Origin of the sequence: Pseudomonas sp. W22_MBD1_FP4, assembly GCF_052113765.1 — a bacterium.
GTDB lineage: Bacteria > Pseudomonadota > Gammaproteobacteria > Pseudomonadales > Pseudomonadaceae > Aquipseudomonas > Aquipseudomonas sivasensis.
The window spans coordinates 291997-317676 of the sequence record NZ_JBGQOI010000004.1; the positions used below are offsets into that span (position 1 = coordinate 291997).

Consider the following 25680-nt stretch of genomic DNA (forward strand, 5'->3'; position numbering starts at 1 on the left):
TGCGCTCAAGCGGTCCAAGCCATGATTAAACAACGCACCCTGAAGAATATTATCCGTGCCACAGGTGTAGGTCTGCACTCCGGGGAGAAGGTATACCTGACCCTCAAACCTGCACCTGTCGACACCGGCATCGTGTTTGTTCGTGCCGACCTGGACCCTGTGGTGCAGATTCCTGCTCGCGCGGAAAACGTTGGCGAAACCACTATGTCGACCACATTGGTCAACGGTGACGTCAAAGTGGACACGGTGGAGCACTTGCTCTCGGCCATGGCTGGCCTGGGCATCGATAACGCCTACGTCGAGCTCTCCGCGTCCGAAGTCCCTATCATGGATGGCAGCGCTGGACCCTTCGTATTCTTGATTCAATCTGCCGGCCTGGAAGAACAGGACGCAGCCAAGAAGTTCATACGCATTCTGCGGGAAGTGACAGTAGAAGACGGCGACAAGCGCGCCACCTTCGTCCCGTTCGAAGGCTTTAAAGTGAGCTTTGAGATCGATTTCGATCACCCGGTATTCCGTGACCGCACCCAAAGTGCAAGCGTGGATTTTTCCAGCACTTCGTTCGTAAAAGAAGTCAGCCGCGCCCGTACCTTTGGTTTCATGAGTGACATCGAGTACCTGCGCAAGCACAACCTCGCACTCGGCGGCAGCGTTGAAAACGCCATTGTGGTCGACGCGGATGGTGTACTGAACGAAGACGGCCTTCGCTACGAAGACGAATTCGTGAAGCACAAGATCCTCGATGCAATCGGTGACCTCTACCTGCTGGGCAATAGCCTGATAGGCGAGTTCAAAGGCTTCAAGTCGGGCCACGCCCTTAACAACCAGCTGCTGCGCAAGTTGATTGAGCAGACAGACGCTTGGGAAGTCGTGACCTTCGAAGATGCCAGCACCGCACCGATCTCTTACATGCGTCCCGTTGCGGCGGTGTAAGTAACAACTCTCTTTCTTTAGTTTTTAAAGGCTGCCTTCGGGTGGCCTTTTTTTATGGCTGTTTTTCTGGTGAACAGACTTGCTGTGGCAAGCGGGCCTGTTGTGGTGAGTAAGGCTGTGACAGCAAGTCTTCTGTGGACATTAGTCTGATGCCTCATAACAGCGTCGCTGCATCCACGATCCGATTACGCCCCGTATGCTTGGCCTCATACAACGCCTGGTCCGCACTCAGCAGCAATGCTTCCAACGACATACGACTGTGCTTATCCCAGGTGCTCATACCAATACTCACAGTAATCGGCCGCTCATCCCCGGCTATCCGCGGTAAGTGTTCGACGCTGCTGCGGATGTGCTCGGCGATTACCTGTGCGCCCTTGGCATCGGTAATCGGAAGCACCACTGCAAATTCCTCACCGCCATAGCGCGCCGCCAGATCAGCAGGGCGACGAATGTTGCCGCCGATCACTTGGGCCACGGAGCGCAAGGCTTCATCGCCCCCCTTATGGCCATGGCGATCGTTAAAAGCCTTGAAGTGGTCCACGTCAATCATCAGAAGCGTCATCGGCTCCGTTGAGCGTTGGGCGCGGTCCCATTCCAGGCGCAGGCGTTCATCCAAAATGCGGCGGTTGGGCAGGCCGGTGAGGGCGTCGGTGGCTGCCAGTTCTGACAGCACCCGTTCTGCGCGGTAGCGGCGTCGCAGTTCACGACGCAGCATCCAGGTCAGCCACAACAGGCCTATACACAGGATGCCGGTGGCGCCACTGGTCAGCAGCGCGGCGCGTTTCCAAGGGGCGAATACATCTTCACTGGACAGTGCCACTACCACGATCAGCGGTAATTCCCCGACGTTGGTGAACGTGTACAGGCGCTCCTTGCCGCTGAGAGCCGAGATGGCTTGGAAGCTGCCACTGCCTTCACTCAGCATGCGCTTGAAGTTCGGTCGCTCGCTCAAGTCCTTATCGATCATGTCACGTTCGAGCAGCGGCTGTTGGGCCAACAAAATGCCTTTGTTGTTGAGCAGGTTGACGCTGCTGCCGTTGCCGATGGTCAGGGTGTTGAACAGCTGGTCGAAATACGCCAGACGCATGGTCGCGACCGCAACGCCGGCAAATTCACCGTTGGGTCCCGATACTCGCCGGCTGAATGCCATGCGCCAGACCTGGTCAGAGTCGCAATGGATTTTGAACGGTCGGCTGATGAACAAACCGGCCTGGCTGTCCTTTACGTGCACCTGGAAATAATCGCGGTTAGAAAAATTACGCGGCGTCGGCTGCAGCGTTGATGAGTCTGCGATAACGGCGCCGTTGGGGTCCAATAACAGCACTTCGCCCTTGAAAGGCGCTGCGGTGGCGAGGTCGAACTGCACCAGATGCTGGATACTCGCGGCCACCTGGGACAGGTCTTCACGTTGTTTGGCCGCAATCAGCCCTTTGAGTGCCAGGTCATACAATTCAACGTTGCGCAGCACGTCGGCATTGATCAGTTGGGCAATGTTGGTGGTTGAACGTTTGGCTTCCTGAAGGGTGCTGGCGTGTTCGCGGACCAACAACGCCGCAACGATAATCACAATCAGGGCGACCGTGAGGCCGCTGCCCAGAATCAGAAAAAGCTCAGGATGTGCAGGCGAGGTACGAACAGGGCGTTGACTCATCGGGCAGACTTCAGCGGTGTGAATGCTGGCAGTTTAGTTCTACCCGATGAAAATTAAATCATTGGCTAAAAAGAAAGATTCCAGGGGTCAGAACACGTTGATCGGGTAGTCGATAATCACCCGATATTCATCCACGTCCCGGTCAACCGCCGAATAACCATTGCTGCCGCGGTTGGTTGCCCATTGAAAACGCATTGCCAAATCCTTGGCCTTGCCGCCTTGCACCACGTATTTCACGTCGATATCCCGTTCCCAGTGCTTGGCGTCTTTGCCATCGGCGCTGTACCAGGCGCTGTAGCCTCGGCTTTGCGGGTCGACCTTGGTCAGGTCGGTCTTGCCACTGATGTAGGACACCGCCGAGGTCAGCCCGGGCATACCGAGGCCGGCGAAGTCATAGGCGTACTTGAGCTTCCACGAGCGCTCGTTGGGGCCGTTGAAGTCCGAGTATTGTTGGGAGTTATCCAGGTACACGCTGTCGCCCTGAGCGATGTAGTCGAACGGCGTGTTTCCGTTGACCCGCTGGTAAGCGGCGGTGACGCTGTGATTACCCACGCCCACGGTGAAATGCAGGCTGTAGGTGTTGTTGTCGATGCCGCCGAGCAACGACTGGCCGGTGTCTTGGGTGTGGTAGTAGTGCAGACCCGGGTTGAGGCTGACCAGGTCATTGAGTGCGTAGGTGTAGTCCAGGTCGTAGTAGTACTGGTGCCACACGTCCTTGAGTTCGGAGGCGTACAGGTTGCTGGTCAGGCCGGGAATGCCGCTGAACGAAACGCCGGTCCAGTTCATGTGCTGGCTGTCGGTGTTAGTCGGCAGCGCGCCGTAGCTGGTGCCAATGCGACGGTGGCCGCTCTGGTTGTAGAGCTTGGTGAAGCTGGCCTGGCCGCCTTCGAACATCCAACCGTCGAAGCTGTGATTGCTTAGGCTCACGCCGCGGAAAGTCTGCGGCAGCATGCGCGTCTGGCCGCCCGCGATGACCGGGTTGTTGAGGAACAGATCACCGGCCTTCAACTCGGTATCAAAGGCACGCATCTTCAAAGTAGCGCCAGCGGTGGAGAACGATCCGGGGGCTTTGCCGCTGCCGTCAGTACTGCCGTAGGGAAGAATGCTGGAGCCGTCAGTGCCGCCACCGCCGTCGAGTTTGAGGCCGAGCATGGCGTGGGCATCCAGGCCGAAGCCGACGGTGCCTTGGGTGTAGCCGGATTCGAAAGTGCCGAGAAAGCCTTGGCCCCACTCCTTGCTGTCATCGGTATGAATGTCACGACGGTCGCGGTTCATGTAGTAGTTGCGGGTGTTGATGTTGAGGTGCGATCCCTCGATAAAACCTTCAGTGGCGGTAGTGTCTGCCGCGTGGGCAAGGGGGACGATCGTTGCTGCAATCGCGAGGAATAACGGGGTGAACGTCAGCGAGTTCTTCACCGGTAAGGCTCCTTTGGTCTATCGAAAACGGCCAATGTCGTGGGGGTGTGCCTGGCCTTTTTTACGGCAAAAAAAAGCCGCTGATATCAGCGGCTTTAAGACAGATTCCCAGTGTAGAGCCCTGGAAATAAGTCGAGGGAAATTCGGGTAAGCGGGTAGCTGCCTTTGCCGCCGCGCTCATCGATGCGTCAAATTAACGCAGGTGAGCGGTACGATATAGAGTGTAACAAGAGAATGACTGTTGCCCAAATCGCAACAGTGATTGGATCTGATTCCATGTGGGCGGCCTACATCGGCAGAGTAATGCCGAAGGTATTGCCCCCCTGTTCGCTGCGCACAAACACGTCGCCACCGTGCATCAACGCAATCGCCTTGACGATCGCCAGCCCCAATCCATGATTCGCCCCGCTGTTGCTACGCGAGGCGTCCACCCGATAGAACCGCTCGAACAACCGCGGCAGGTGCTCGCCGGCAATTGCCTCGCCGGGGTTGGTCACGGCGATGGCCACCTGATGCTCCAGCACATCAATGTTCACGTCGATCACCTGCCCCGGCGCCGTGTGCTGAACTGCATTGCTCAACAGGTTGATCAGCGCACGGCGCAGGTGGGCTTTTTCGATCTGTACCTGGGCGTCGCCGTGGACCTGCACCCGCACCTGAGCGTCTTCGAGAATGAAGTCCAGGTAGTCGAGCGTGGTCGCCACCTCATCGGCCAGGGAGCTTTCGATCAGCTTGGTGGCCTTGCTGCCCTGGTCGGCGCTGGCGAGGAACAGCATGTCGTTGACGATCGAACGCAGGCGTTCCAGCTCTTCCAGGTTCGACTCCAGCACTTCCAGATAATGCTCGGCCGAACGCCCTCGGGTCAGCGCCACTTGGGTCTGGCCGATCAGATTGGTCAGCGGTGAACGCAGTTCATGGGCCACATCGGCGTTAAAGGATTCCAGGCGCGAGTAGGCCTGCTCAACGCGGTCGAGGGTGGAGTTGAACGAGTTGACGAACTGCTTGAGCTCCGGGGGAAGCGGCGACAGTTGCAGGCGTCCGGAGAGTTTTGGCGGCGCGAGTTTGCGCGCTTCATCCGAGAGTCTACCCAGGGGCTTGAGGCCAATGCGCGACACCCAGAACCCCAACAGCGCAGCCAGCACCACGCCAACCAGCGCCAGGCTGACCAATGCCACCAGCAAGTGATGCTGAGTGGCGCGGAAGTTCTCGGTGTCGATGGCAATCATGAAGCGCAACGGCGGGCGCTGGTCCTTGGCTGGAAACTGGCTCACCAGCACTTTGAACGGATGGGTGTAGCCCGGCAGATGCAAATCGCGCTTGCCGCTGGGGCCCTCGGCGAAGGCGCGGATCTGCGCATCCGGTTCGCCATACTCGAAGTTCGGATCAGTGCTGACTACCCAGAAGCGGATGCGCTTGTCTTCCTCACTCAATAGTTTGAGCTTGGCCTTGATCTTCACCCAATGGTCCGGCGTACCGAAGCGGTTCACCGAGGACTCCAGCACGCTGTAGCGCGCATCCAGTTCCGCGCCCGGCAACAATCCGAGGCTGCGGTCGACCTGCTGGTACAGCGCGCCACCGATCAACACAAATATCAGCAGCGCCACCAATGTGAACATGCCACTCAGGCGCAGGGCGATGGAATTAGACGGCACTGCGGTTCTCCAGCACATAACCCATGCCACGAATGGTGTGCAGCAATTTGTGTTCGAAGGGCCCATCCAGCTTGGCGCGCAGGCGCTTGATCGCGACTTCGACCACATTGGCGTCGCTGTCGAAATTGATGTCCCAAACCATCTCTGCAATCGCTGTCTTGGACAGAATTTCACCCTGGCGCCGTGCCAACACGCTGAGCAGCGAGAACTCCTTGGCCGTCAGGTCCAGGCGCACACCGTTGCGGCTGGCTTTGCGGCTGATCAGGTCAATCCACAGGTCGGCGACGGTGACTTGCACCGGCTCATGACCACCGCTGCGCCGGGTCAGGGCTTGCAGGCGCGCCACCAGTTCGAGAAACGAGAACGGCTTGCCCAGATAATCGTCGGCGCCCTCGCGCAGCCCGCGTATGCGGTCTTCCACGCGCTCGCGGGCGGTGAGCATGATCACTGGCGTCTGCTTGCGCGCACGCAAGGCACGCAGTACGCCAAAGCCGTCGAGGCCGGGCAGCATCACGTCGAGCACGATCACCGCGTAATCGTTCTCCAGCGCCAAGTGGAGACCTTCGACGCCTTCGCGGGCCACGTCGACGGTGTAGCCCTGTTCCGTCAGGCCGCGGTGCAGGTAGTCGGCGGTTTTTTCTTCATCTTCAACAATCAGTACGCGCATGACCCGCCTCAGTGTGTGGTCGCCAGCTCGGCAGCTGGTTTGGGCCGGTGGAAAAAACGCTCAAGGTACAAGTATATGACCGGCGTGGTGAACAGCGTCAGCGCCTGGCTCACCAGCAGACCGCCGACCACGGCTATCCCCAGCGGCTGGCGCATTTCTGCACCCGGTCCGCTGCCGACCATCAGCGGCACCGCGCCGAGCAGGGCGGCGAGTGTCGTCATGATGATCGGGCGGAACCGCGTCACGCAGGCTTCATAGATCGCTTCTTCCGGCGGTAGCCCGCGCACGCGCTGGGCCTCCAGGGCGAAGTCGATCATCAGGATGCCGTTCTTCTTCACGATGCCGATCAACAGCACCAGGCCGATCAACGCCATGATCGAAAAGTCCTGCCCCATTAACCACAACATGATCAACGCGCCCAAACCGGCCGAGGGCAAGGTGGAAATAATCGTCAGCGGGTGCACGAAGCTCTCATACAGCACCCCAAGGATGATGTAGACCGCCACCAGCGCCGCAAGGATCAGCCACGGCTGGCTGGCCAGCGAGCTTTGGAACGCCTGTGCCGCGCCCTGGAAGTTGCCGATGATGGTCGTCGGCATGCCGATTTCATTCTTGGCCTGGTTGAGCATGACGACCGCATCACCCAACGCCACGCCGGGCGCCAGGTTGAACGACAGGTTGGCAGCCGGGAACATGCCGTCATGGCTGATGGACAACGGCCCCACGGTGGGCGGGTCGACCTTGGCCAGTGCCGACAGCGGCACCATTTCGTTGGTCAGCGGCGAGCGCAGGTAGAAGTAGTTCAGGCTCTCGGCCTTGCCCCGTTGTTGGGTGTCCAGTTCCAGCACCACCTGGTACTGGTTGATCTCGGTCTGGAACTCGTTGATCTGGCGCTGGCCGAAGGCGTCATACAGCGCCTGGTCGACATCGGTCGCGTTCAGGCCAAAGCGTGCGGCCGCCTGACGATCGATGCTGATGTGGGTGATGCTGCCGCCCAGTTGCAGGTCGTTGGACAGGTCGCGAAACGCCGGGTTGGCACGCAGTTTTTCGGTGAGGCGCTGGGTCCAGGTGTTGAGCGTCGGGCCGTCGTTGCTCTTGAGCACGTATTGGTACTGGGCACGGCTGGGGCCGGAGCTGAGGTTGATGTCCTGGCCGGCACGGAGGTACAGCACGATGCCCGGCACTTTGGCCAGTTTCGGGCGGATGCGGTCGATGAACTGGCTGGCCGAAACATCTCGATCACCCCGGTCTTTCAGGGCGATCCAGAAGCGCCCGTTGGCGATAGTCTGGTTGCTGCCCGTCACCCCCACCGAATGGGAAAACGCCTGCACCGCCGGGTCATCCTTGACGATCTCAGCCAAGGCTTTGTGCTTGGCGACCATGTCCGGGTACGACACATCGGCCGCCGCTTCGCTGGTGCCGAGCACAAAGCCGGTGTCCTGTACCGGAAAGAAGCCCTTGGGGATAAACACGTAGCCGACCACGGCCAGGGCCAGGGTCACCACAAAAATGGCGGCCATGGTGCGTTGATGGGCCAGTGCGCGGCGCAGGTTGCGCGAGTATCCGGCCAGCAGGCGTTCGCTGAAGCCGGGTTTGGCGTGGGCGGGGTGGGTCGGGGCGCGCATGAACAGCGCGGCCAAGGTTGGCGCCAGGGTCAACGAGACCACCACCGAAATCAGGATGGTCGACGTCGCCGTCAGCGCGAACTCCTTGAACAAGCGCCCGACCACGCCTCCCATGAATAGCAGCGGAATAAACGCCGCCACCAGCGAGAAGCTGATGGACACCACCGTAAAGCCGATCTCCCCAGCGCCCTTGATGGCCGCTTCGCGTTTGTCGAGGCCCGCTTCCAGATGGCGGTGGATGTTTTCCACCACCACGATGGCGTCGTCCACCACGAAGCCCACGCTGATGACAATCGCCACCAGGGTCAGGTTGTTCAGGCTGAACCCCATCAGGTACATCACCGCGAAACTGGCGACCAGCGACACGCCGAGCACGCTGGACACAATCAGCGTCGCCGACAACTGGCGCAGGAACAACGCCATCACCGCCACCACCAGCAGGATGGCGATCAGCAGCGTCACTTCCACCTCATGCAGCGAGGCGCGGATGGTCTTGGTGCGGTCGGTCAGTACGCTGACCTGCACCGACGCCGGCAACATGCCTTGCAGGCGCGGCAGTTCAGCCTGGATGCGGTCCACGGTTTCGACGATGTTTGCGCCGGGCTGGCGCGAGATCACCAGGTTTACGCCGGGTGTATCACCGGACCAGGCTTGCACGTAGGCGTTTTCCGAACCGTTGATGACTTTGGCGATATCGCGCAGTTGAACCGGTGCACCGTCCTTGTAGGAAACGATCAGTTGGGCGTAGTCCTCCGGGTGAAACAGCTGGTCGTTGGTCGACAAGGTCGACACGCTGTTTTCCCCATAGATCGCGCCCTTGGCCAGGTTGAGGCTCGATTGCTGGATTGCCAGGCGCACATCGGCCAGGGTGAGGCCGATGGCGGCGAGTTTGTCAGGCGAGGCCTGCACGCGTATCGCCGGGCGTTGCTGGCCGGTGATGTTGATCTGGCCCACACCGTCAATCTGGCTGATCTGCCGCGCCAGCAGGGTTTCCACGTAGTCACTCAGCTCGGTGCTCGGCATGCTGTCGGAGCTGACGCTGAGGATCAGTACCGGGCTGTCCGCCGGGTTGACCTTTTTCCAGGTCGGCAGGCTCGGCATGTCGCTGGGCAGCTTGCCCGACGCGGTGTTGATCGCCGCCTGCACTTCCTGGGCGGCGGTGTCGATGCTCTTGTCGAGTGTGAATTGCAGGGTCAGCAGGCTTGAGCCCAGGGCACTGCTGGAGGTCATCTGGGTCATGCCGGGGATGGCACTGAATTGCACTTCCAACGGCGTGGCCACTGATGAGGCCATGGTGTCCGGGCTGGCGCCGGGCAATTGTGCGGTGACCTGGATCGTCGGAAATTCCGCTTCCGGTAGTGGGGCGATGGCCAGGCGAGGGAAGGCAATCATCCCGAGCAGTACCAGGGCGAAGGTCAGCAGCAGGGTGGCGACCGGGTGGTCGACGCACCAGGCTGAAGGCGAGCGGCTCATGGCTGCACCTTGGCATCGACGGTCTGGATCACTTGCGGTGGTTCTTTGAGCACCTCCACCTGAGCACCGGCCTTGAGTCGCGACTGGCCATCACTGACCAGCACGTCACCGGCTTGCACACCCGTGATGATGTTCACATCGCTGTTTTGATAGGTGACCTGCACCGGCACCACCTCAACCTTGTCCCCCTTGACCCGGTACACGAAGTGCGAATCCAGGCCGCGTTGCACCACGGTCGGCGGCACCACCAGGGCATTTTTGTCGAGGGCGGTCTGGATTTTGATGGTCACCAGTTGCCCCGGCCACAGGCGCTGGGAGGCGTTGCTGAACTCAGCCTTGGCGCGCAGTGTGCCGGTGGTGGAGCTGATCTGGTTGTCGATCAGGCTCAAATGGCCTTCACCGAGCAAGTCGCCGGTCTGGCCGTCGGTGTCAGCGCCCAGATAGGCGTCGACACTCGCCGGGGCAGGCGCGGCGATCAGGCCTTGCAGGGTCGGGAGCATCTGCTGCGGCAGCGAGAACTCAACGGCAATCGGGTCGATCTGGGTCACTGAGAACAGGCCCTGGGTATCACTGGTGCGCAGGAAATTGCCCGCGTCCACGTTACGAATACCGACGCGGCCACTGACGGGGGAGCGGATCTGGGTGTAGGAAAGCTGGACCTGGGCCGAATCGATTGCGGCCTGGTTGCCTTGGGCGGTGGCCTTGAGCTGGTTGACCAGAGCTTGTTGCTGGTCATAGGTCTGCTTGGACACGCCGTCGTCGATACTCAACTCCTTGTAGCGCTTGAGGTTGACCAGCGCTACCTGCAGTTGCGCCTGGCTCTCGCCCAACTGCGCCTTGGCCTGGTCGAGACTGGCGCGAATCGAGCGGTCATCAATGGTCGCCAGCAGGTCGCCGACCTTGACCCGTTGGCCTTCCTTGACCAGCAATTGGGTCAGGATGCCGTCGACTTGCGGGCGAATCACCACGCTGTGCAGCGATAACACCGTGCCAATGCCGCTGACAAAACGCGGGATATCCTGTTGCACCACGCTCACCACCCGGACCGGGATCGCGGTCGGTACTGCCAGCTTGGTCTTGGCCGGCCGGGTCAGCGCCCAGGCTGCAATCGCTACGACCACGAGGACACCCACAATCAGGGCGGTTTTTCGTTGAATCTGCATGGGTGAGGCGCCGGGGCAAAGGATGGGGAGAGTGAGTGATCTTTATAGCCCTTCAACCCGGTCAGCAGGGTGACTGCTAACTGACAGCGCTGTCAGCAAACTCCGACCATTCGTACAGGCGGTGGTTAAAGATCTCAGGCGCGCAGGTATACTGCGCGCCAGTGTGGCCCGCAAGCCGGCCCCGCATCATTTTCTGCACGCTCCGGAGCTTCCATGACTTCCCCGACACAACCCCCTGTTGACGCGACCGACATCGTCGATCCGGCCAGCGCTGAAGGCGTTGAAAAAGCCGAGATCCCGGCGTTTAAGTTTCCGTTCAAGCCGGGTGAGCTGGCTGGGGCCAAGAATGCCGCCCAGCCTTGGTACAAGAACGGTGCCAAAAACGGCCACACCAAGTCACCGGGCATGGCGCCGCCGGGCACCCGTCGTTCGATGGGTAAACGCTGAGGTTAACAAGTGGCACATTGTGTCGATTGTTGCCTACAGCTTCTGCTGATCTTTCTGATTGTAGGTCCACTGCCGTTTCTTGAAAGCTTGCACAGCCTTTGCTCTGCCCCCGAGGTTCATGGGGGGAGCGAGGCGACGCTGGTCTTTCCGGAAAAGGACGTTTCCCTTGGCCCTGATACACATCTGTGTAGTGCTTGCCCTGTTGTTTTCGGCTGATGCCCTTGCGGCCGATGATCAAACGCGTCGCGAAATCCGCTTCGCCGTTGCTGCGCAATTCCCCCCCTTCCAGAGCCGCGACCCGCAAGGGCAGTTGGTTGGCCTCAATATCGAGTTGGGCAATGCCCTGTGCGTGCAGTTGAATGCGCGCTGCGTTTGGGTCGACCAAGTGGTTGTCGAAGACTTCCTCTCCCTTGAAGCCAGAAAATTCGACGCGATCATGGGGATGGCGCCTACGTCGGAACGGCGGCGTTGGGTAAGCTTCACCGATAACCTCTATCCCTTTACCACCCGGCTGGTGGGCCGCAGCACATCAGGCCTGCTGCCCCATGTTAAGTCGCTCAAGGGCAAGCGGGTTGGCGTATTGCTGGGGAGCAATCGTGAAGCGTTTGCCCGTACGAAGTGGGCGCACAGGGGCGTCATCGTCAAGAGCTTCTGGCTCAATAATGATTTGGTCCGCAGTCTGATAGCCGGCGAAATCGACGCAACCCTGCAAGGCACCGTAGAAATTCGCGAAGCCTTGCTCGACACCGACGAAGGTCGGGATTTCGACTTCCTGGGCCCGCCCATTTCGGCCGCACTGCTGGGGGATGGCGTGGCGATTGCGGTGCGTAAGCCCGACACCGCACTGCGCAAGGAACTCAACTGCGCCCTCGAACAGCTGAAACAGAATGGTGAGTATCAGCGGATAATCCGGCATTACCGGTTAGACGCTGCGCCATGAGCGCTTTTGGGGTCGATAAAGAGACTATGCAGCCCGCAACGAAATAAACGCGTAGTTGGCCGGCACCTCGGTAGCAATCTGCGCCCCGGCGTCCAGCACCTGTTCGGCGATGTCCAGCCCGGACACATGAAACACCCACTCATTGGCCACGGACGGCTGATCAATTGCCAACTCAATCGCCTGGGCAAATGCGCCCATGTCCGGCAAGTACGCGGTAAATCCATCCCCCTTGAGCGCTGTGGTGCGAATGCCCAGCAAGGCGCACACCGCTTCCTTGGTCTGCACGTCATCGCGGTCTGCCTGGCGCGAACGCTGGATCAGCGCCCCGAGTTCCTGGTCCATCAGTTCGCCGCCGATGATCAACGCCGGGCCCTGTTCCCAGGATTCTGGCGGGCAATCCTTGGCGGCAGGGTTGAGCGGGATATGCGGGTTGATCTCCATCGGGTAGATGCGGCAGACCAACGGTCGACGCTCATAGATGCGACACAGGTTGTCTTCGTCAAGATTCCGGCAGCGCCCGGCGTTGTAGGCGGCAAACGTGATTGCCACAAATGCTTCGGTGTTGCCGCTGGGCACCACCACCGAACGGCGTTCGGCGTGCTCGCGTTGCTGTTGGGGCAGGCCCAGTCCGCTACCGAGGAATCCCTCCACCAGAACAATGACGTTACCGCCGTCCGCCGCCCACATACGGGCTTCGGCGAGGGTCAGGGGGACGTGGTGGTCGGTGCAGCATTTACCGCAACCGACGCAGGAGAAATGGGTGTTCATGGCGGATCTGTCACCAGGCTAGGTCAGAGGGCACGCAGTTACGGTGACGGGTTTTTACCTCTTTCCACCGGTACGATTCTCTGGAAGCAAGTTATGCGCCAGCGCCTGTCAGTCCTCTTCGACCGCGTCGCGCAGTACAAACACCATACCCGCGCTCTCGTACAGCTGCCGGGCGCGTAGGTTGCTTTCCAGTACCTTGAGGTCCACATAGGGTTCACCACGTTGTTTGAACACCTGGAAGGTGTGCAGCAATAACGCGCGGCCCTGCCCCTGGCCTTGAGCGCAAGGATGTATGGAGAGGTTCTTGATGAAGGCGCTGGTCCAGCACTGGGCTACGCCGAGAATACCGTCGGCGTTGCTGGCGACCAGGCACAGCGTGGGGTCGAATTCGGCATCTGTGACGAACTGTTGCCGCCATTCATCGAGGTTGGCGACACGACCACCGCCCTGATCCTGGGTCATGCGCAGTACGGCGTGAATCGCTGGGGCCAACGCGTCACGGTAATGGTCCAGCACGGTCCCGGCCGGCCATTGTGGCGCGGGCAGGCCGGCAGTGAGGTCGCGGCGCAGCAGTTGGTAATACGCCGTCACCGATTACAGACCCTGTTGCGCCACGGTTTGCGCAGCCACCACCAGGCATTTGGTCAGTTCGGGGGATGAGAACTTGGTCAGTACCGCGTTGGCGCCGGCCAGGCGCGCTTTTTCGCTGTTCATCGCGCTGTCCAGGGAGGTGTGCAGCAAAACGTACAGATGCTGGAAGTCTGGCGTTTCACGCAGGGTGCGGGTCAGGGCGTAACCGTCCATCTCGGACATCTCAATGTCCGACACCACGACATTGATCTGCGCGGCGGTACCTTGCAGTTCCAGCAGCACATCAATGGCTTCCTTGGCGCTGCGCGCGGTGTGGCAGGTCAGGCCGAGGTTGCGCAGGGTATGAACCGACTGCTGCAGGGCGACCTGGCTGTCATCCACCACCAGAATCCGCGCATTGCCGAGCACTTCGGCTTCTTCCATGGTCAAGTCGGTGGGCGCCGCTTCAATCGGTGCCGGCGCGATGCCGTGGATGACTTTTTCGATGTCCAGCACCTGCACCAGGCCGCCTTCCACCTGAGTTACCCCAGTGATAAACGCACGGTTGCCGCCGGAGCCGTAGGGTGGCGGGCGGATGTCGGTCGTCAGGCAGTGCACGATCTTGCTCACCGCCTGCACATGCAGACCCTGTTTGGAACGGCTCACGTCAGTGACAATCAGGCAGCCGCCGTTCGGGTCTTCCAAGGGCCGTTCGCCCAGGGCGCGGCTCAGGTCGATCACTGACAGCGAGGCACCGCGCAGGGTGGCGATGCCTTTAACGTTCGGATGAGACTCCGGCAGTTTGGTCAGCGGCGGGCAGGGAATGATTTCGCTGACTTTCAGCAGGTTGATGGCCATCAGCTTGCCGCTGCGCAAGGTAAAGAGCAGAAGTGAGAGTGAGTCTGCGCGGGCTTTGGTGGTGGACATAAAAACCTTCTGTGGATCAGGGATGACGATCTATGAAAGGTTATCGACCCAGCCGCTGGAAACTGTAGGCGCGATCAGGGCCCTTAACATCAGCCCTTCCAGACCTGCGGGTTCACCAAATCCTGCGGACGCTCGCCCAGCAGAGCACTGCGCAGGTTGTCCAACGCGCGGTTGGCCATGGCCTCACGGGTTTCATTGGTTGCCGAGCCGATATGCGGCAGGGTCACCGCGTTGCTCAATTGGAACAACGGCGACTGCGCCAGTGGCTCCTGCTCATACACATCCAGCCCGGCGCCGCGAATGGTCTGGTCCTGCAGGGCCTGGATCAGCGCCGGTTCGTCTACCACCGGGCCACGGGAGATGTTGATCAGAATCGCGCTGGATTTCATCAGCCCCAGCTCGCGCGTGCTGATCAGGTGACGGGTCTTGTCGCTCAGCGGCACCACCAGGCAGACGAAATCCGCCTCGGCCAGCAACTGGTCCAGGCTACGGAATTGCGCGCCCAACTCCTGTTCCAGCTCCAGCTTGCGGCTGTTACCGCTGTACAGAATCGGCATGTTGAAGCCCAGGCGCCCGCGACGGGCCACGGCCGCGCCGATATTGCCCATGCCGACGATGCCCAGGGTCTTGCCGTGTACATCACAGCCAAACAACGGCGCGCCGACGCTGGCTTTCCACTGACCGGCCTTGGTCCAGGCGTCCAGCTCTGCCACTCGGCGCGCGCTGCTCATCAGCAGGGCGAACGCCAGGTCGGCGGTGCTTTCGGTGAGTACGTCAGGGGTGTTGGTGAGCATGATCCCGCGCTCGTTGAAGTACGCCACGTCGTAGTTGTCGTAGCCCACTGACACGCTGGACACCACCTCCAGTTTGCTCGCGCCTTCGAGCTGCGCACGGCCCAACTTGCGACCCACGCCGATCAAACCGTGGGCGTGGGGCAGGGCTTCATTGAACTGCGCATTGATTTCGCCCAGCTTGGGATTAGGCGCGATCACCTCGAAATCCTGTTGCAGGCGTTCGATCATGGCTGGGGTGACGCGGCTGAAGGCGAGGACAGTCTTTTTCATGGCAGGCGGGCTCATCGACTACGGAAGAATGCCAAGCAAGCTAACATTCCTTGCCACTGTTGTCAGGACACGGCAGACCTAAAGTGGGCAGGGAAACATGTAGGAGGGGGCTTGCTCCCGATAGCGGTGCGTCAGTCGCCAGATGTATTGACCGATCCACTGCCATCGGGGGCAAGCCCCCTCCCACATTTGACCTGTATCGCCTGGTAGCAATCAGTTCGCCAGGCGCGCACCGCTCAGGCTGCCACTCAACTCGTACGCCACCAGCTCTGCCTGATGCGCCGCCAGGATCTCCGGCAACGAACCGCGCAGGTATTCCACCCAGGTCTTGATCTTCGCATCCAGGTATTGGCGCGAGGGGTAGATGGCGTACAGGTTCAGCTCCTGGGAACGGTAGGTGGGCATGACCCGCACCAAGGTGCCATTACGCAGGCCTTCAATGGCCGCATACACCGGCAACAGGCCGACGCCCATGCCGCTGGTGATCGCGGTTTTCATCGCGTCCGCCGAGTTCACCAGAAACGGCGAGGTATTGATCGCCACGCTTTCCTGGCCTTCGGGGCCGTTGAAGGTCCACTTGTCCAACTGAATCACTGGGCTGACCAGGCGCAGGCAGGCATGGTTGAGCAAGTCCTGGGGGCGCTGTGCACAGCCCTTGGCCTTGACGTAGTCGGGCGAGGCGCAGGCGATGCTGTAGGTGATGCCCAGGCGTTGGGAGACGAAGCCTGAATCCGGCAGTTCGCTGGCCAGCACGATGGACACGTCATAGCCCTCGTCCAACAGGTCCGGCACGCGGTTGGCCAGGGTCAGGTCGAAGGTCACGTCCGGGTGGGTGCGGCGGTAGCGGGCAATGGCGTCGATTACGAAGTGCTGGCCGATACCGGTCATGGTGTGCACTTTCAACTGTCCGGCGGGGCGCGCATGGGCGTCGCTGGCTTCGGCCTCGGCTTCTTCGACGTAGGCCAGGATCTGTTCGCAGCGCAGCAGGTAGCGTTTACCTGCTTCGGTAAGGGCAATGCGCCGGGTGGTGCGGTTGAGCAAGCGGGTTTGCAGATGGGCCTCCAGATTGGAGACCGCGCGCGAGACGTTGGCCGTGGTGGTGTCCAGTTGGGCGGCAGCGGCGGTGAAGCTGCCGGCTTCGGCCACGCAACTGAAGGCGCGCATGTTTTGCAAAGTGTCCATGGAGTGTTCTCAGGGGAGATAACAAATTGTGACAGAAAGTTACGCCGTCCAGTGATCCCTACCAACGGATTATCGCTTGAACGGTAACAAAGATTCACAGGAATGCCAGCTTATCGCCATTCCTCCCGCCCCCTAGAATTGCGCCACCTTCCCCGCTTCACCACCTCAGGAATTCGCTTGCCGTGCCGCGTCGCATCAGCAGAGAGCTGAAGACTCTCAGTGTTTGGGCCTTATCGTTAGCAATCAGCGGCTGCATCGGAACCGGAGGAATCGCCCCCCAAGGCCACGCGTTGAACGCCAATACCCTGGCCACCGACGAAGCGATCCAGAGCGCCGCCCAGGACGCCCATTGGCCCACCGCGCAATGGTGGCAAGCCTACGGCGACCCGCAACTCAACCATTGGGTCGAACTCGCCACGCACAGCAGCCCGAGCATGGCCATCGCCGCCGCGCGGGTGCGAGAAGCGCGGGCGATGGCCGGGGTTGCCGAGTCGGCCGAGTCGTTGCAGATCAACAGCGACACCACCCTCAAGCGCCACAACTGGCCCAAGGATCAGTTCTACGGCCCCGGCGAACTAAGCGGCGCCAACACCTGGGATAACAACTCATCCTTGGGCCTGAGCTACGCCCTCGATCTGTGGGGCCGCGAAAGCAACGCCACCGAGCGTGCCGTCGACCTGGCGCACATGAGCGCTGCCGAGGCGCGCCAGGCCCAGTTGGAATTGCAGAGCAACGTGGTGCGCGCCTATATCCAGCTGTCGTTGCACTACACCAACCGCGATATCGTCGCCGCTACGTTGGCCCAGCAACAGCAGATCCTCGACCTGGCCAACAAACGCCTTGATGCCGGGATCGGCACCCACTTCGATGTAAGCCAGGCCGAAACCCCGCTGCCGGAAACCCACCGCCAACTGGACGCCCTCGACGAAGAAATCGCCCTGAGCCGTAACCAACTGGCGGCCTTGGCGGGTAAAGGCCCGGGGGAGGGCGCGCAGTTGCAACGGCCGAGCTTGTCCCTTGCCGCGCCACTGAAACTGCCGTCCACCCTGCCTGCGCAGTTGCTCGGCCAGCGCCCGGATGTGGTCGCCAGCCGTTGGCAAGTGGCGGCCCAGGCGCGTGGCATCGATGTGGCTCACGCGGGTTTTTATCCCAACGTGGATCTGGTTGGCAGCCTCGGCTACATGGCCACCGGCGGCGGCATGCTGGAGTTTCTGGCGGGCAAGAAATTCAACTACAACGTCGGTCCGGCGATCACCTTGCCGATCTTCGACGGCGGCCGCTTGCGTGCCGAGTTGGGTGAAGCCAGCGCCGGTTACGACATCGCCGTTGCTCGTTACAACCAGACCCTGATCAATGCGCTCAAGGGCATCAGCGACCAGTTGATCCGCCGAGAATCCATGGACAAGCAACAAGGCTTCGCCGCGCAATCGGTGGCCTCGGCGCAGAAAACCTATGACATCGCGATGATCGCCTACCAGCGCGGCCTCACCGATTACCTCAATGTGCTCAACGCCCAGACCCTGTTGTTTCGCCAGCAACAGATCGAGCAGCAGGTCCAGGCCGCGCGTTTGAGCGCACACGCCGAACTGGTAACCGCCCTGGGCGGTGGCCTCGAAGCAGGCAAGGACGCACCGCAGAACGCCAAGACCCTCCCGAGCAAAACCCCGGCGGCCCTCGCCGTATTCGATCACTGAGTAGGTTGTAATGACTCCCTTGCCTGCACCGCTGCGCTGGCTGCATTCCCTTGAGTGGCGCCGTGGTTTTTTCGACTGGGCACGCAGCGACGGCGTGACCTGGGTGTACATCTTCAAGGTGTTGATCGCCGCGTTCCTCACTCTGTGGCTGGCCATGCGCCTGGAGTTGCCGCAACCGCGCACCGCGATGATCACCGTGTTTATCGTGATGCAGCCGCAGAGCGGCCAGGTGTTCGCCAAGAGCTTTTACCGCTTCCTCGGCACCCTGACGGGCTCTGCGGTGATGGTGTTGTTGATCGCCTTGTTTGCGCAAAACACCGAGCTGTTTCTGGGCGCCTTGGCGATCTGGGTCGGCATCTGCACCGCCGGTGCGACGCGCAACCGTAACTTCCGCGCCTATGGGTTTGTGCTGGCCGGTTATACGGCGGCGATGGTTGGCCTACCGGCGCTGGCCCATCCGGATGGCGCCTTTATGGCGGCCGTTTGGCGAGTACTGGAAATCTCCCTGGGAATTATCTGCTCCACCCTGGTGAGCGCTGCGATTCTGCCGCAGACCTCCAGCGCCGCCATGCGCAATGCCTTGTATCAGCGCTTCGGGGTGTTCGCGCAGTTCGTCACCGATGGCTTGCGCGGGCGCAGCCAGCGTGAAGGCTTCGAGGCCAGCAACGTGCGCTTCATCGCCGAAGCCGTGGGCCTGGAAGGGCTGCGCAGCGTTACCGTGTTCGAAGACCCGCATATGCGCCGACGCAATGGCCGGCTCAGTCGCCTCAACAGCGAATTCATGAGCATCACCACGCGCTTCAATGCCTTGCACCAGTTGCTCGAACGGCTGCGCACGGATGCTGCGGATCACGTGGCGGCGGCGATCAAGCCCGGCCTGCAGGACCTTGCCGAAGTGCTCGATGGGTTCTCCGGTCGCGCATTAACCAGCCCCGATGCGGCACGCCTCGTCAACCAACTGTCGGCCTACAAAGACGGCCTGCCGGCCAAGGTACGCAGCCTGCGCACGGCCTTCCAGGAAGGTGAGCCCACTGAGGCCGAGCAACTGGATTTCCATACCGCCTACGAGTTGCTTTACCGCTTCGTCGACGACCTGCACAACTACGCGCAAACCCATGCCTCACTGGCCGACCACAGCCATGCGCGGGAAGACTGGGACGAAGCCTACACGCCGAAAACCAACTGGCTGGCCTGCGCCGCTTCGGGGATTCGTGCGTCGTTTATCCTGATCGTACTCGGCAGTTATTGGGTGGCGACCGCCTGGCCCAGCGGCGCCACCATGACCCTGATTGCCGCCGCCACCGTCGGCCTGTCAGCCGCTACGCCCAACCCGAAACGCATGGCGTTCCAGATGGCCTGCGGCACCTTGATCGGCGCGTTGGTGGGCTTTGTCGAAATGTTCTTCGTGTTCCCGTGGATCGACGGCTTCCCGCTGCTGTGCGTGATGCTCGCGCCGGTGATCATCCTCGGGGCTTTCCTCGCCTCACGCCCGCAGTACGCAGGCGTTGGCGTGGGCCTGCTGATTTTCTTCAGCACGGGCTCGGTGCCGGACAACCTCACGGTTTACAACCCCTATACCTTCATCAACGACTACATCGCCATGATCATCGGCATGCTGGTGTGTGCGGCCGCCGGCGCGATCATCCTGCCGCCCAACAGCCGCTGGCTGTGGCGCCGCCTGGAGCAGGATTTGCGCGAGCAGGTGGTGTACGCGATCAGCGGCAAGCTCAAGGGTTTGGCGTCGAGTTTTGAAAGCCGCACCCGTGACCTGTTGCACCAAGCCTATGGCCTCGCCGTCGGTCAGCCGCAGGTACAACGTGATTTGCTGCGCTGGATGTTTGTTGTGCTGGAAGTCGGTCACGCGATCATCGAGTTGCGCAAGGAACAAGCGATCCTGCCAGTGCACCCGGCGTATGCCGAGTCCCAGCCGTGGCGCCAGGCGATCCGCGTGATGGGCCGCTCGCTGGTGCGGCTGTTCCTGCAACCCAGCGCGAGCAATCTGGAGCGCGGCCTGATCGCCGTCGACCACGCGATCAGCCGCGTGCAGGCCACCGACGAACCCTTCGCCCCACACTTCGACACCTCGGCGCTGCGCCGGGTGAAGAGCTACCTGCACTTTATCCGCACCTCGTTGCTCGACCCGCAATCGCCGCTGGCGGCCCTTAAAGGATCCCCCCATGCCCCGTGAAATCGCGTTCCACGGCCTCTACATGCCGACGATGACCTTGATGTTCCTGATCGCTGCAGGCCTGGCGTGGGCGCTGGACCGCTTCTTGGCCGGCTTCGACCTGTACCGTTTTTTCTGGCACCCGGCGTTGCTGCGCCTGAGCTTGTTCGTTTGCCTGTTCGGCGCCCTGGCGCTGACCGTCTACCGTTGAGAATGCCCCGATGAAAAAGTTTTTCAGCCTGCTTGCGACCCTGCTGGTATTGGCTTTGGCGATCTGGATTGGCCGCACGTTGTGGGTGCACTACATGGAAACCCCATGGACCCGCGACGGCCGGGTACGCGCCGACATCATCAACGTCGCGGCGGACGTTACCGGCGAAGTGGTCGACGTGCCCGTGCGCGATAACCAATTGGTCAAAAAGGGCGACCTGCTGATGCAGATCGACCCCGAGCACTACCGCATTGCGGTCAAGCAAGCGCAATCGTTGGTGGCCTCGCGCAAAGCCACCTGGGAGATGCGCAAGGTCAACGCCCACCGCCGCGCCGACCTCGACGCCTTGGTGATTTCCAAGGAAAACCGCGACGACGCCAGCAACATCGCCGACTCGGCCCTGGCGGATTACCAGCACGCGCTGGCACAACTCGAAGCGGCCGAACTCAACTTGAAACGCACCCAGGTCGTGGCGGCGGTGGATGGCTACGTCACTAACCTCAACGTGCATCGTGGCGACTACGCGCGGATCGGTGAAGCCAAGCTGGCCGTGGTGGATATGAACTCGTTCTGGGTCTATGGCTTCTTCGAAGAAACCAAGCTGCCCCATGTGAACGTCGGTGACAAAGCCGATATGCAGTTGATGAGCGGCGAGACGTTGAAGGGCCACGTAGAAAGCATCTCCCGAGGCATCTACGACCGTGACAACCCCGAGAGCCGCGAGCTGATCGCCGATGTGAACCCGACCTTCAACTGGGTGCGCCTGGCCCAGCGTGTGCCGGTGCGAATTCACATTGATGAAGTGCCGGAAGGCGTTTTGTTGGCGGCGGGCATCACCTGCACCGTGATCGTTAACCAAACGCCGAACTGAAATGTGGGAGGGGGCTTGCTCCCGATAACGGTGGGTCAGCTACGTATAAGCTGACTGATACTCCGCAATCGGGAGCAAGCCCCCTCCCACATTTGACCGAGTCAGGCCTTGATAAATGTTTCATGCAAATGCCGCCACAACAGCGCGCCACTCGCCTGCTTCTCAAACACCACGGTCGCGCGGCGATCGGTCCTAGTACCGCTGTCATCCACCTGAAGCTCCCGATAAGTCACCGTGGCCCCGCGCGCATGTCGGTCAATCCCGGTCATTTCACTCAAGGTGATTTTCAATCCCGGGCGCATTCCGCCCAGGCGAGTGAACAGCGCGTTGACCCCGGCGGCATTGACGCGTGTGCCGGTGGCGGGGGCGATCATGCTGAACTCTGGCGAGAAGCGCGCAAGCAGGTTTTGCAGGGTGCCTTCTGGCGCAACCCCGGCAAACCATTGCTCGATTTCGACGTGGGTCTGGATCACTTCTTCAAAAAAATCGCTGTAATCGATCATCAGGGAGACTCACTGGCAGGGTGGAGCAATGTGCGGACCCTGGACGCATCCAGGCGCAGCACTGCAAAAAGAGGCAGCAGGGTCAAGGCTGCTGCAATCGTGAAGGTTAAGGCGTAAGAATCCAAGGCCGACAACAGCGCACTGAGTGCGGCTGCGCCCAGGCAAAAGCTGATTTGCCGATTGATATTCCACAAAGCGCTGGCGTGGCCCATGCGTTCGGCGGGGATGTCGAGAAACGCCAGCGTCTGTGCCGTGCTGCTGCACAAGCTGCCGCCCAGGCCCATCAAGGCGTAGGCCGGAATAATCAGGGCAGGTTCGTTCAACACCAGAATGCCGCTGCATTGCAGCGCCATGCCCGCCATCAGCAACGGTTTTGGCCCGCAGCGATTGAACAGTTTTTTGCCGAGGAAAATCGCCAGTGCCGAGGCCATTGCCCAAGGCAGCATCAGCGCACCGGTTTGGGTGGCGTCGTATCCAAGGTCGTGAAGGTAGAGGATGGCGATCAGGCTGGTGCCGATGAATACGCCGGGAATGAACAAATAGACCAGCATGGCGATTCGCAGCATAGGGCTGCTGACCTGTTTGAAAATACGGCTCACCTCCAGCTTGGGACGTACACGCGTGGGGGTGTCGGGTTTTATCCACAGCTGTGCGAGCAGCAAGGTGATCAATGCCAGCGGCAGGTTGGCATAGAAGATCCAGCGCCAGGAGAGGCTGTCGACAATCAAGCCGCCCAACGCCGGTGACAGTGCGGGAACCAACAGCGCCACCGACATCACCCTGGCCGTGAGTTGGCTGCGCTCTGCGGGAGGAAAATGCCGATAAGCCATCGCCTGTCCCACGGGAATCAACAGGCCGCCACCCAACCCTTGCAATAAACGCCAACCGATCAGCGCTTCAGTCGAACTCGCCTGCCCCACCATTACCGACGCCCCGGCAAACAGCAGCAAGCTGACGACCATCAAGCCGCGCTCACCCATCATGGCTGCCAGCCATACGCTGAACGGAATAATCACGGTGAGGCCGAGCATGTAGGCGTTGCCCACCCACGCCAATTGTGTGACCGAGGCGTGCAATTCGCGGGCGATATCCGGGTAGGCGACCGTGGCGACGAACATGTTCACCAGGTCGAGGGCAAAGCCCAGTAAAAAGATCCAGGTGACTTTCGAGGGGTAGGTCATGGGCGCGATCCTGCAAGAGAGGCCGGCAGGGTAGGCATCACGGCGAGTTTGGGATACGCCGCTTTGGCTGCTACTTTGTCAAAAATATTTTGACAAAGGAGGGCGCGGCTGATGGTAAGCCTGGACCGATTCGATACGTTCAAGGCCGTGGTCGAGGCCGGCTCGCTCACGGCAGCGGCCGATCTACTGGGCCAGACCCGCGCCGTGGTCAGTTTCAACCTCAAGCGCCTGGAAGCTGAACTCGGCGTCACCTTGCTGACCCGCAACACCCGTCAGCTGGCGCTGACCGATGCCGGCGAACGCTTCTACCTGCGTTGCACACGCGTGCTCGAAGAAGCACAATTGGCCGTGGAAGAAGCCCGCTCGGAGCATGCCCAGCTCAAGGGCACCCTGCGCATCACCACCACAGTGGAATATGCGCTGGCCGTGGTTGCCCCGGCGGTGGAAGCTTTCCGCAGCCAGCACCCGGACTTGAACATTCACTTATCCACATCCTCCACTCACGCTGATTTGATCTCCGAGCGCTTTGATGTGGCAATAAGATTGGGGCGGCTGCTGGATTCCAATCATCGCGCGGTGCAGTTGTCGACGTTCGAGGTGTTTGCGGTAGCGGCGCCAGCGCTTGCCGGGGCGCAAACGCTGGATGAGCTGGAACACATGCCCAAGCTGGGCCATGGCCGTTTGACGGAACTGAGCGTGACCGACCCTTCGGGTGGCGAGCATCAGTTCCGCACCGGGCCCGCTGCACTGGTGGCCGACAGCGCAGCAGTGCTCCAGGCGTTTGCCGTGCGCGGCCATGGAGTGGCAGTCCTGCCGCAATGGCTGGTACAGGATGACCTGGAGGCTGGGCGATTGATCCGCTTGCTGGCAGATCATCGTTTCGCCCCACAGGGGGTTTATGGGGTGTATCCGGACACGCGGCACCTGCCCCTGAAAGTGCGGGCGTTTATTGATTTTATGAAGGGTTAAAGCTTTCCGGCCAAGCCGAAGCGCTTTTTCAATACGGTCTCAAGCAACCCCTTGGGCAACAACGCCGCCATCAACGGCAACGCCCGGCTGCCGTTGCCCGAGCGCAACAGGCGCGGCGGCTGTGGTTGTTGCACCGCCTTGAGCACATCCGCCGCAAACACGCTGGCTGGGGTGGGCTTGTCCTGAGAGGCCTGGCTGCGTGCACGGATACCTTCGCGCAACGGCCACCACGGCGATTTTTCGTTGATCAACAGCTCGGCCTGGGCGCCGGCGTTTTTTGCAAAGCTTGTATCGATGGCACCGGGTTGCACTTCCATCACTCGGATGCCAAAGGGTGCCAGCTCCATGCGCAAAGCATCGCTCAAGGCATGCACTGCTGCCTTGGAGGCGCAGTAGGCGCCGGCAAACGGTGTGACCAATACGCCGGAAACGCTGCCGATATTTACCACCAGGCCTTTGCTGCGACGCAGTGCGGGAAAGAACGCCTGGGTCACGCCGACGATGGAAAACACATTGGTCTCGAATTGCCGCTGCATCGCTTCTGTGCCGCCATCGAGCAGCGGGCCCATGGCGCCGTAGCCGGCATTGTTGATCAACACGTCCAACTCCCCCCATTGCTCGGCCAGGTGTTGCAGGGCGGCGCTGTCGTTAACGTCCAGTTGCAGAGCGTTGAAACCGGCGGCGCTAAGGGCGTCGACGTCGTCCTGGCGGCGGGCGCTGGCCCATACGTCGAAGCCAGCAGCCTTGAAGGTATCGGCCAGGGCGCGACCGATGCCGCTGGAACATCCGGTGATGAGTACGTTGGGCATGGATCAGTCCTTTGTCAGTCCGAGAAGCTGCCTTGCAGGTGCTCGGCACGAAATTCCAGGGTTTGCGGGCGGTAACCGGGGCGCAGCGGTGGGGTGGGAAGACAATCGTCCCAAGTCGCGCCGGCCTGCAATTCGCCGGGGCCTCGATAGCGCGGGGCAGCATAGACGTTATCGGCCAGGTTGACCGTGTCGCCCGGCGCATAGGCGGCGACGCGCCAGCGCAGTTCGGTCAGCGGCACGTCGTTGCCGTTGTTGAGGGTCAATTTCAGCGGGCGGTCGGCGGGGCAGTCCTGCGGGGCGTAGGTGATGCGCAGTTCAAGGCGGGCCAGTTGCGAGGCTTCGCGGCTGTCCAGCCAGACCACCCAGACGGCCACGCAACCCAGGCCTGCTAAGGCAGCAAGGGAAACCGGAAGGGCCTTGGCCGGGTAGCGTAGCAGGAGGATCAGCCAGGTGATGATCAGGAGAACGCCGAAGAACATGGAGACCACCTCGAATAGGGAACGAGCATCCTAACTTAAGCGTAGGTGGGATTGGCTACCTTGAGTGCTGTGGTGGGCGTGCCGGCCTCATCGGGGGCAAGCCCCCTCCCACATTTATCCGCGTACAGCCTTTGGAGTGCGGTCGAATGTAGGAGGGGCAAGCCCCCGGCCACATTTATCCGCGTACAGCCTTTGGAATGCGGTCGAAGGTGGGAGGGGGCTTGCCCCCGATGAGGCCCTCACAGCCAGCGCAAATCCCAAACAAAAAGCCCCCACCCAACCCACTGCGGATAGGGGACGCAATGGGCTGGGTGAGGG

23 protein-coding genes are annotated in these 25680 nt (G+C 61.1%); 8 read left to right on the forward strand and 15 right to left on the reverse strand.

What is annotated here, in order from left to right:
- The first annotated feature begins 21 nt into the window (after window positions 1-21).
- Complete coding sequence (gene lpxC, locus ACEN2T_RS08205) at window positions 22-933, forward strand: UDP-3-O-acyl-N-acetylglucosamine deacetylase (RefSeq protein ID WP_003171886.1); 912 nt, start codon at window positions 22-24, stop codon at window positions 931-933.
- Window positions 934-1087: 154 nt separating this feature from the next.
- Here lpxC and ACEN2T_RS08210 read toward each other — a convergent pair whose 3' ends face one another.
- The 6 genes from ACEN2T_RS08210 to ACEN2T_RS08235 form a co-directional block, all read right to left on the reverse strand.
- Complete coding sequence (locus tag ACEN2T_RS08210; RefSeq protein WP_442116546.1) at window positions 1088-2584, reverse strand: sensor domain-containing diguanylate cyclase; 1497 nt, start codon at window positions 2582-2584, stop codon at window positions 1088-1090.
- An 87-nt stretch (window positions 2585-2671) separates the two neighbouring features.
- On the reverse strand, window positions 2672-4000 hold the full coding sequence (locus tag ACEN2T_RS08215; RefSeq protein WP_442116547.1) for an OprD family porin: 1329 nt from the start codon (window positions 3998-4000) through the stop codon (window positions 2672-2674).
- 287 nt (window positions 4001-4287) lie between these two features.
- Entirely contained in the window at window positions 4288-5652 is a 1365-nt protein-coding gene (locus tag ACEN2T_RS08220) for a heavy metal sensor histidine kinase (RefSeq protein WP_442116548.1), read from the reverse strand.
- Window positions 5642-6319 (reverse strand): heavy metal response regulator transcription factor, encoded by a 678-nt coding sequence (locus tag ACEN2T_RS08225; RefSeq protein ID WP_032886331.1) that lies wholly within the window; start codon window positions 6317-6319, stop codon window positions 5642-5644. The genes ACEN2T_RS08220 and ACEN2T_RS08225 overlap by 11 nt, the downstream gene beginning before the upstream one ends.
- An 8-nt stretch (window positions 6320-6327) precedes the next feature.
- Window positions 6328-9417, reverse strand: coding sequence for a multidrug efflux RND transporter permease subunit (locus ACEN2T_RS08230; RefSeq protein WP_442116549.1), 3090 nt, complete (start codon window positions 9415-9417; stop codon window positions 6328-6330).
- The gene (locus tag ACEN2T_RS08235; RefSeq protein WP_032886333.1) at window positions 9414-10580 is read right to left on the reverse strand and encodes an efflux RND transporter periplasmic adaptor subunit; all 1167 of its coding nucleotides are present in this window, start codon (window positions 10578-10580) and stop codon (window positions 9414-9416) included. Before ACEN2T_RS08235 ends, ACEN2T_RS08230 begins: the two co-directional genes overlap by 4 nt.
- A 213-nt stretch (window positions 10581-10793) precedes the next feature.
- On the opposite strand from ACEN2T_RS08235, the gene ACEN2T_RS08240 reads away from it, so the two are divergent.
- The gene (locus ACEN2T_RS08240) at window positions 10794-11027 is read left to right on the forward strand and encodes a hypothetical protein (RefSeq protein WP_032886334.1); all 234 of its coding nucleotides are present in this window, start codon (window positions 10794-10796) and stop codon (window positions 11025-11027) included.
- A 166-nt stretch (window positions 11028-11193) separates the two neighbouring features.
- A complete protein-coding gene (locus ACEN2T_RS08245) occupies window positions 11194-11967 on the forward strand; it encodes a transporter substrate-binding domain-containing protein (protein ID WP_095183873.1) in 774 nt (257 codons plus the stop codon).
- Between the two features lie 24 nt (window positions 11968-11991).
- Here ACEN2T_RS08245 and ACEN2T_RS08250 read toward each other — a convergent pair whose 3' ends face one another.
- From ACEN2T_RS08250 to ACEN2T_RS08270, 5 genes are all read right to left on the reverse strand, one after another.
- Window positions 11992-12735 (reverse strand): YkgJ family cysteine cluster protein, encoded by a 744-nt coding sequence (locus ACEN2T_RS08250; protein WP_095183874.1) that lies wholly within the window; start codon window positions 12733-12735, stop codon window positions 11992-11994.
- Between the two features lie 108 nt (window positions 12736-12843).
- Window positions 12844-13326, reverse strand: coding sequence for a GNAT family N-acetyltransferase (locus ACEN2T_RS08255; protein ID WP_442116550.1), 483 nt, complete (start codon window positions 13324-13326; stop codon window positions 12844-12846).
- A 3-nt stretch (window positions 13327-13329) separates the two neighbouring features.
- On the reverse strand, window positions 13330-14232 hold the full coding sequence (locus tag ACEN2T_RS08260; protein WP_032886338.1) for a chemotaxis protein CheV: 903 nt from the start codon (window positions 14230-14232) through the stop codon (window positions 13330-13332).
- Window positions 14233-14321: 89 nt separating this feature from the next.
- Entirely contained in the window at window positions 14322-15296 is a 975-nt protein-coding gene (locus ACEN2T_RS08265) for a 2-hydroxyacid dehydrogenase (protein ID WP_442116551.1), read from the reverse strand.
- 213 nt (window positions 15297-15509) lie between these two features.
- Window positions 15510-16478 carry a LysR family transcriptional regulator gene (locus tag ACEN2T_RS08270; RefSeq protein WP_027604744.1) on the reverse strand — a complete coding sequence of 323 codons (969 nt, stop codon included), beginning with the start codon at window positions 16476-16478 and terminating at the stop codon, window positions 15510-15512.
- A 182-nt stretch (window positions 16479-16660) separates the two neighbouring features.
- On the opposite strand from ACEN2T_RS08270, the gene ACEN2T_RS08275 reads away from it, so the two are divergent.
- Genes ACEN2T_RS08275 through ACEN2T_RS08290 form a run of 4 tightly spaced genes read left to right on the forward strand, consistent with a single transcriptional unit; the run spans window position 16661 to window position 21421 of the window.
- Window positions 16661-18172 (forward strand): efflux transporter outer membrane subunit, encoded by a 1512-nt coding sequence (locus ACEN2T_RS08275; RefSeq protein ID WP_442116552.1) that lies wholly within the window; start codon window positions 16661-16663, stop codon window positions 18170-18172.
- 10 nt (window positions 18173-18182) lie between these two features.
- Window positions 18183-20360 (forward strand): FUSC family protein, encoded by a 2178-nt coding sequence (locus ACEN2T_RS08280; protein WP_032886340.1) that lies wholly within the window; start codon window positions 18183-18185, stop codon window positions 20358-20360.
- Window positions 20350-20550, forward strand: a complete 201-nt coding sequence (locus tag ACEN2T_RS08285; RefSeq protein ID WP_032886341.1) for a DUF1656 domain-containing protein — start codon at window positions 20350-20352, stop codon at window positions 20548-20550. The genes ACEN2T_RS08280 and ACEN2T_RS08285 overlap by 11 nt, the downstream gene beginning before the upstream one ends.
- A 10-nt stretch (window positions 20551-20560) precedes the next feature.
- The gene (locus ACEN2T_RS08290) at window positions 20561-21421 is read left to right on the forward strand and encodes an efflux RND transporter periplasmic adaptor subunit (RefSeq protein WP_122680340.1); all 861 of its coding nucleotides are present in this window, start codon (window positions 20561-20563) and stop codon (window positions 21419-21421) included.
- Window positions 21422-21522: 101 nt separating this feature from the next.
- Here ACEN2T_RS08290 and ACEN2T_RS08295 read toward each other — a convergent pair whose 3' ends face one another.
- Complete coding sequence (locus ACEN2T_RS08295) at window positions 21523-21924, reverse strand: DUF4440 domain-containing protein (RefSeq protein WP_099601160.1); 402 nt, start codon at window positions 21922-21924, stop codon at window positions 21523-21525.
- Window positions 21924-23105, reverse strand: coding sequence for an MFS transporter (locus ACEN2T_RS08300; protein ID WP_442116553.1), 1182 nt, complete (start codon window positions 23103-23105; stop codon window positions 21924-21926). Before ACEN2T_RS08300 ends, ACEN2T_RS08295 begins: the two co-directional genes overlap by 1 nt.
- Window positions 23106-23216: 111 nt before the next feature.
- Between ACEN2T_RS08300 and ACEN2T_RS08305 the strand changes: the two genes are divergently transcribed.
- Window positions 23217-24074 carry a LysR family transcriptional regulator gene (locus ACEN2T_RS08305; RefSeq protein WP_032886347.1) on the forward strand — a complete coding sequence of 286 codons (858 nt, stop codon included), beginning with the start codon at window positions 23217-23219 and terminating at the stop codon, window positions 24072-24074.
- Here the strand turns inward: ACEN2T_RS08305 and ACEN2T_RS08310 are convergent.
- Window positions 24071-24883 (reverse strand): SDR family oxidoreductase, encoded by an 813-nt coding sequence (locus tag ACEN2T_RS08310; protein ID WP_442116554.1) that lies wholly within the window; start codon window positions 24881-24883, stop codon window positions 24071-24073. The two genes, ACEN2T_RS08305 and ACEN2T_RS08310, sit on opposite strands and share 4 nt — an antisense overlap.
- 14 nt (window positions 24884-24897) lie before the next feature.
- Window positions 24898-25362, reverse strand: coding sequence for a multidrug transporter (locus ACEN2T_RS08315; RefSeq protein WP_099601162.1), 465 nt, complete (start codon window positions 25360-25362; stop codon window positions 24898-24900).
- Window positions 25363-25680: the final 318 nt, after the last annotated feature.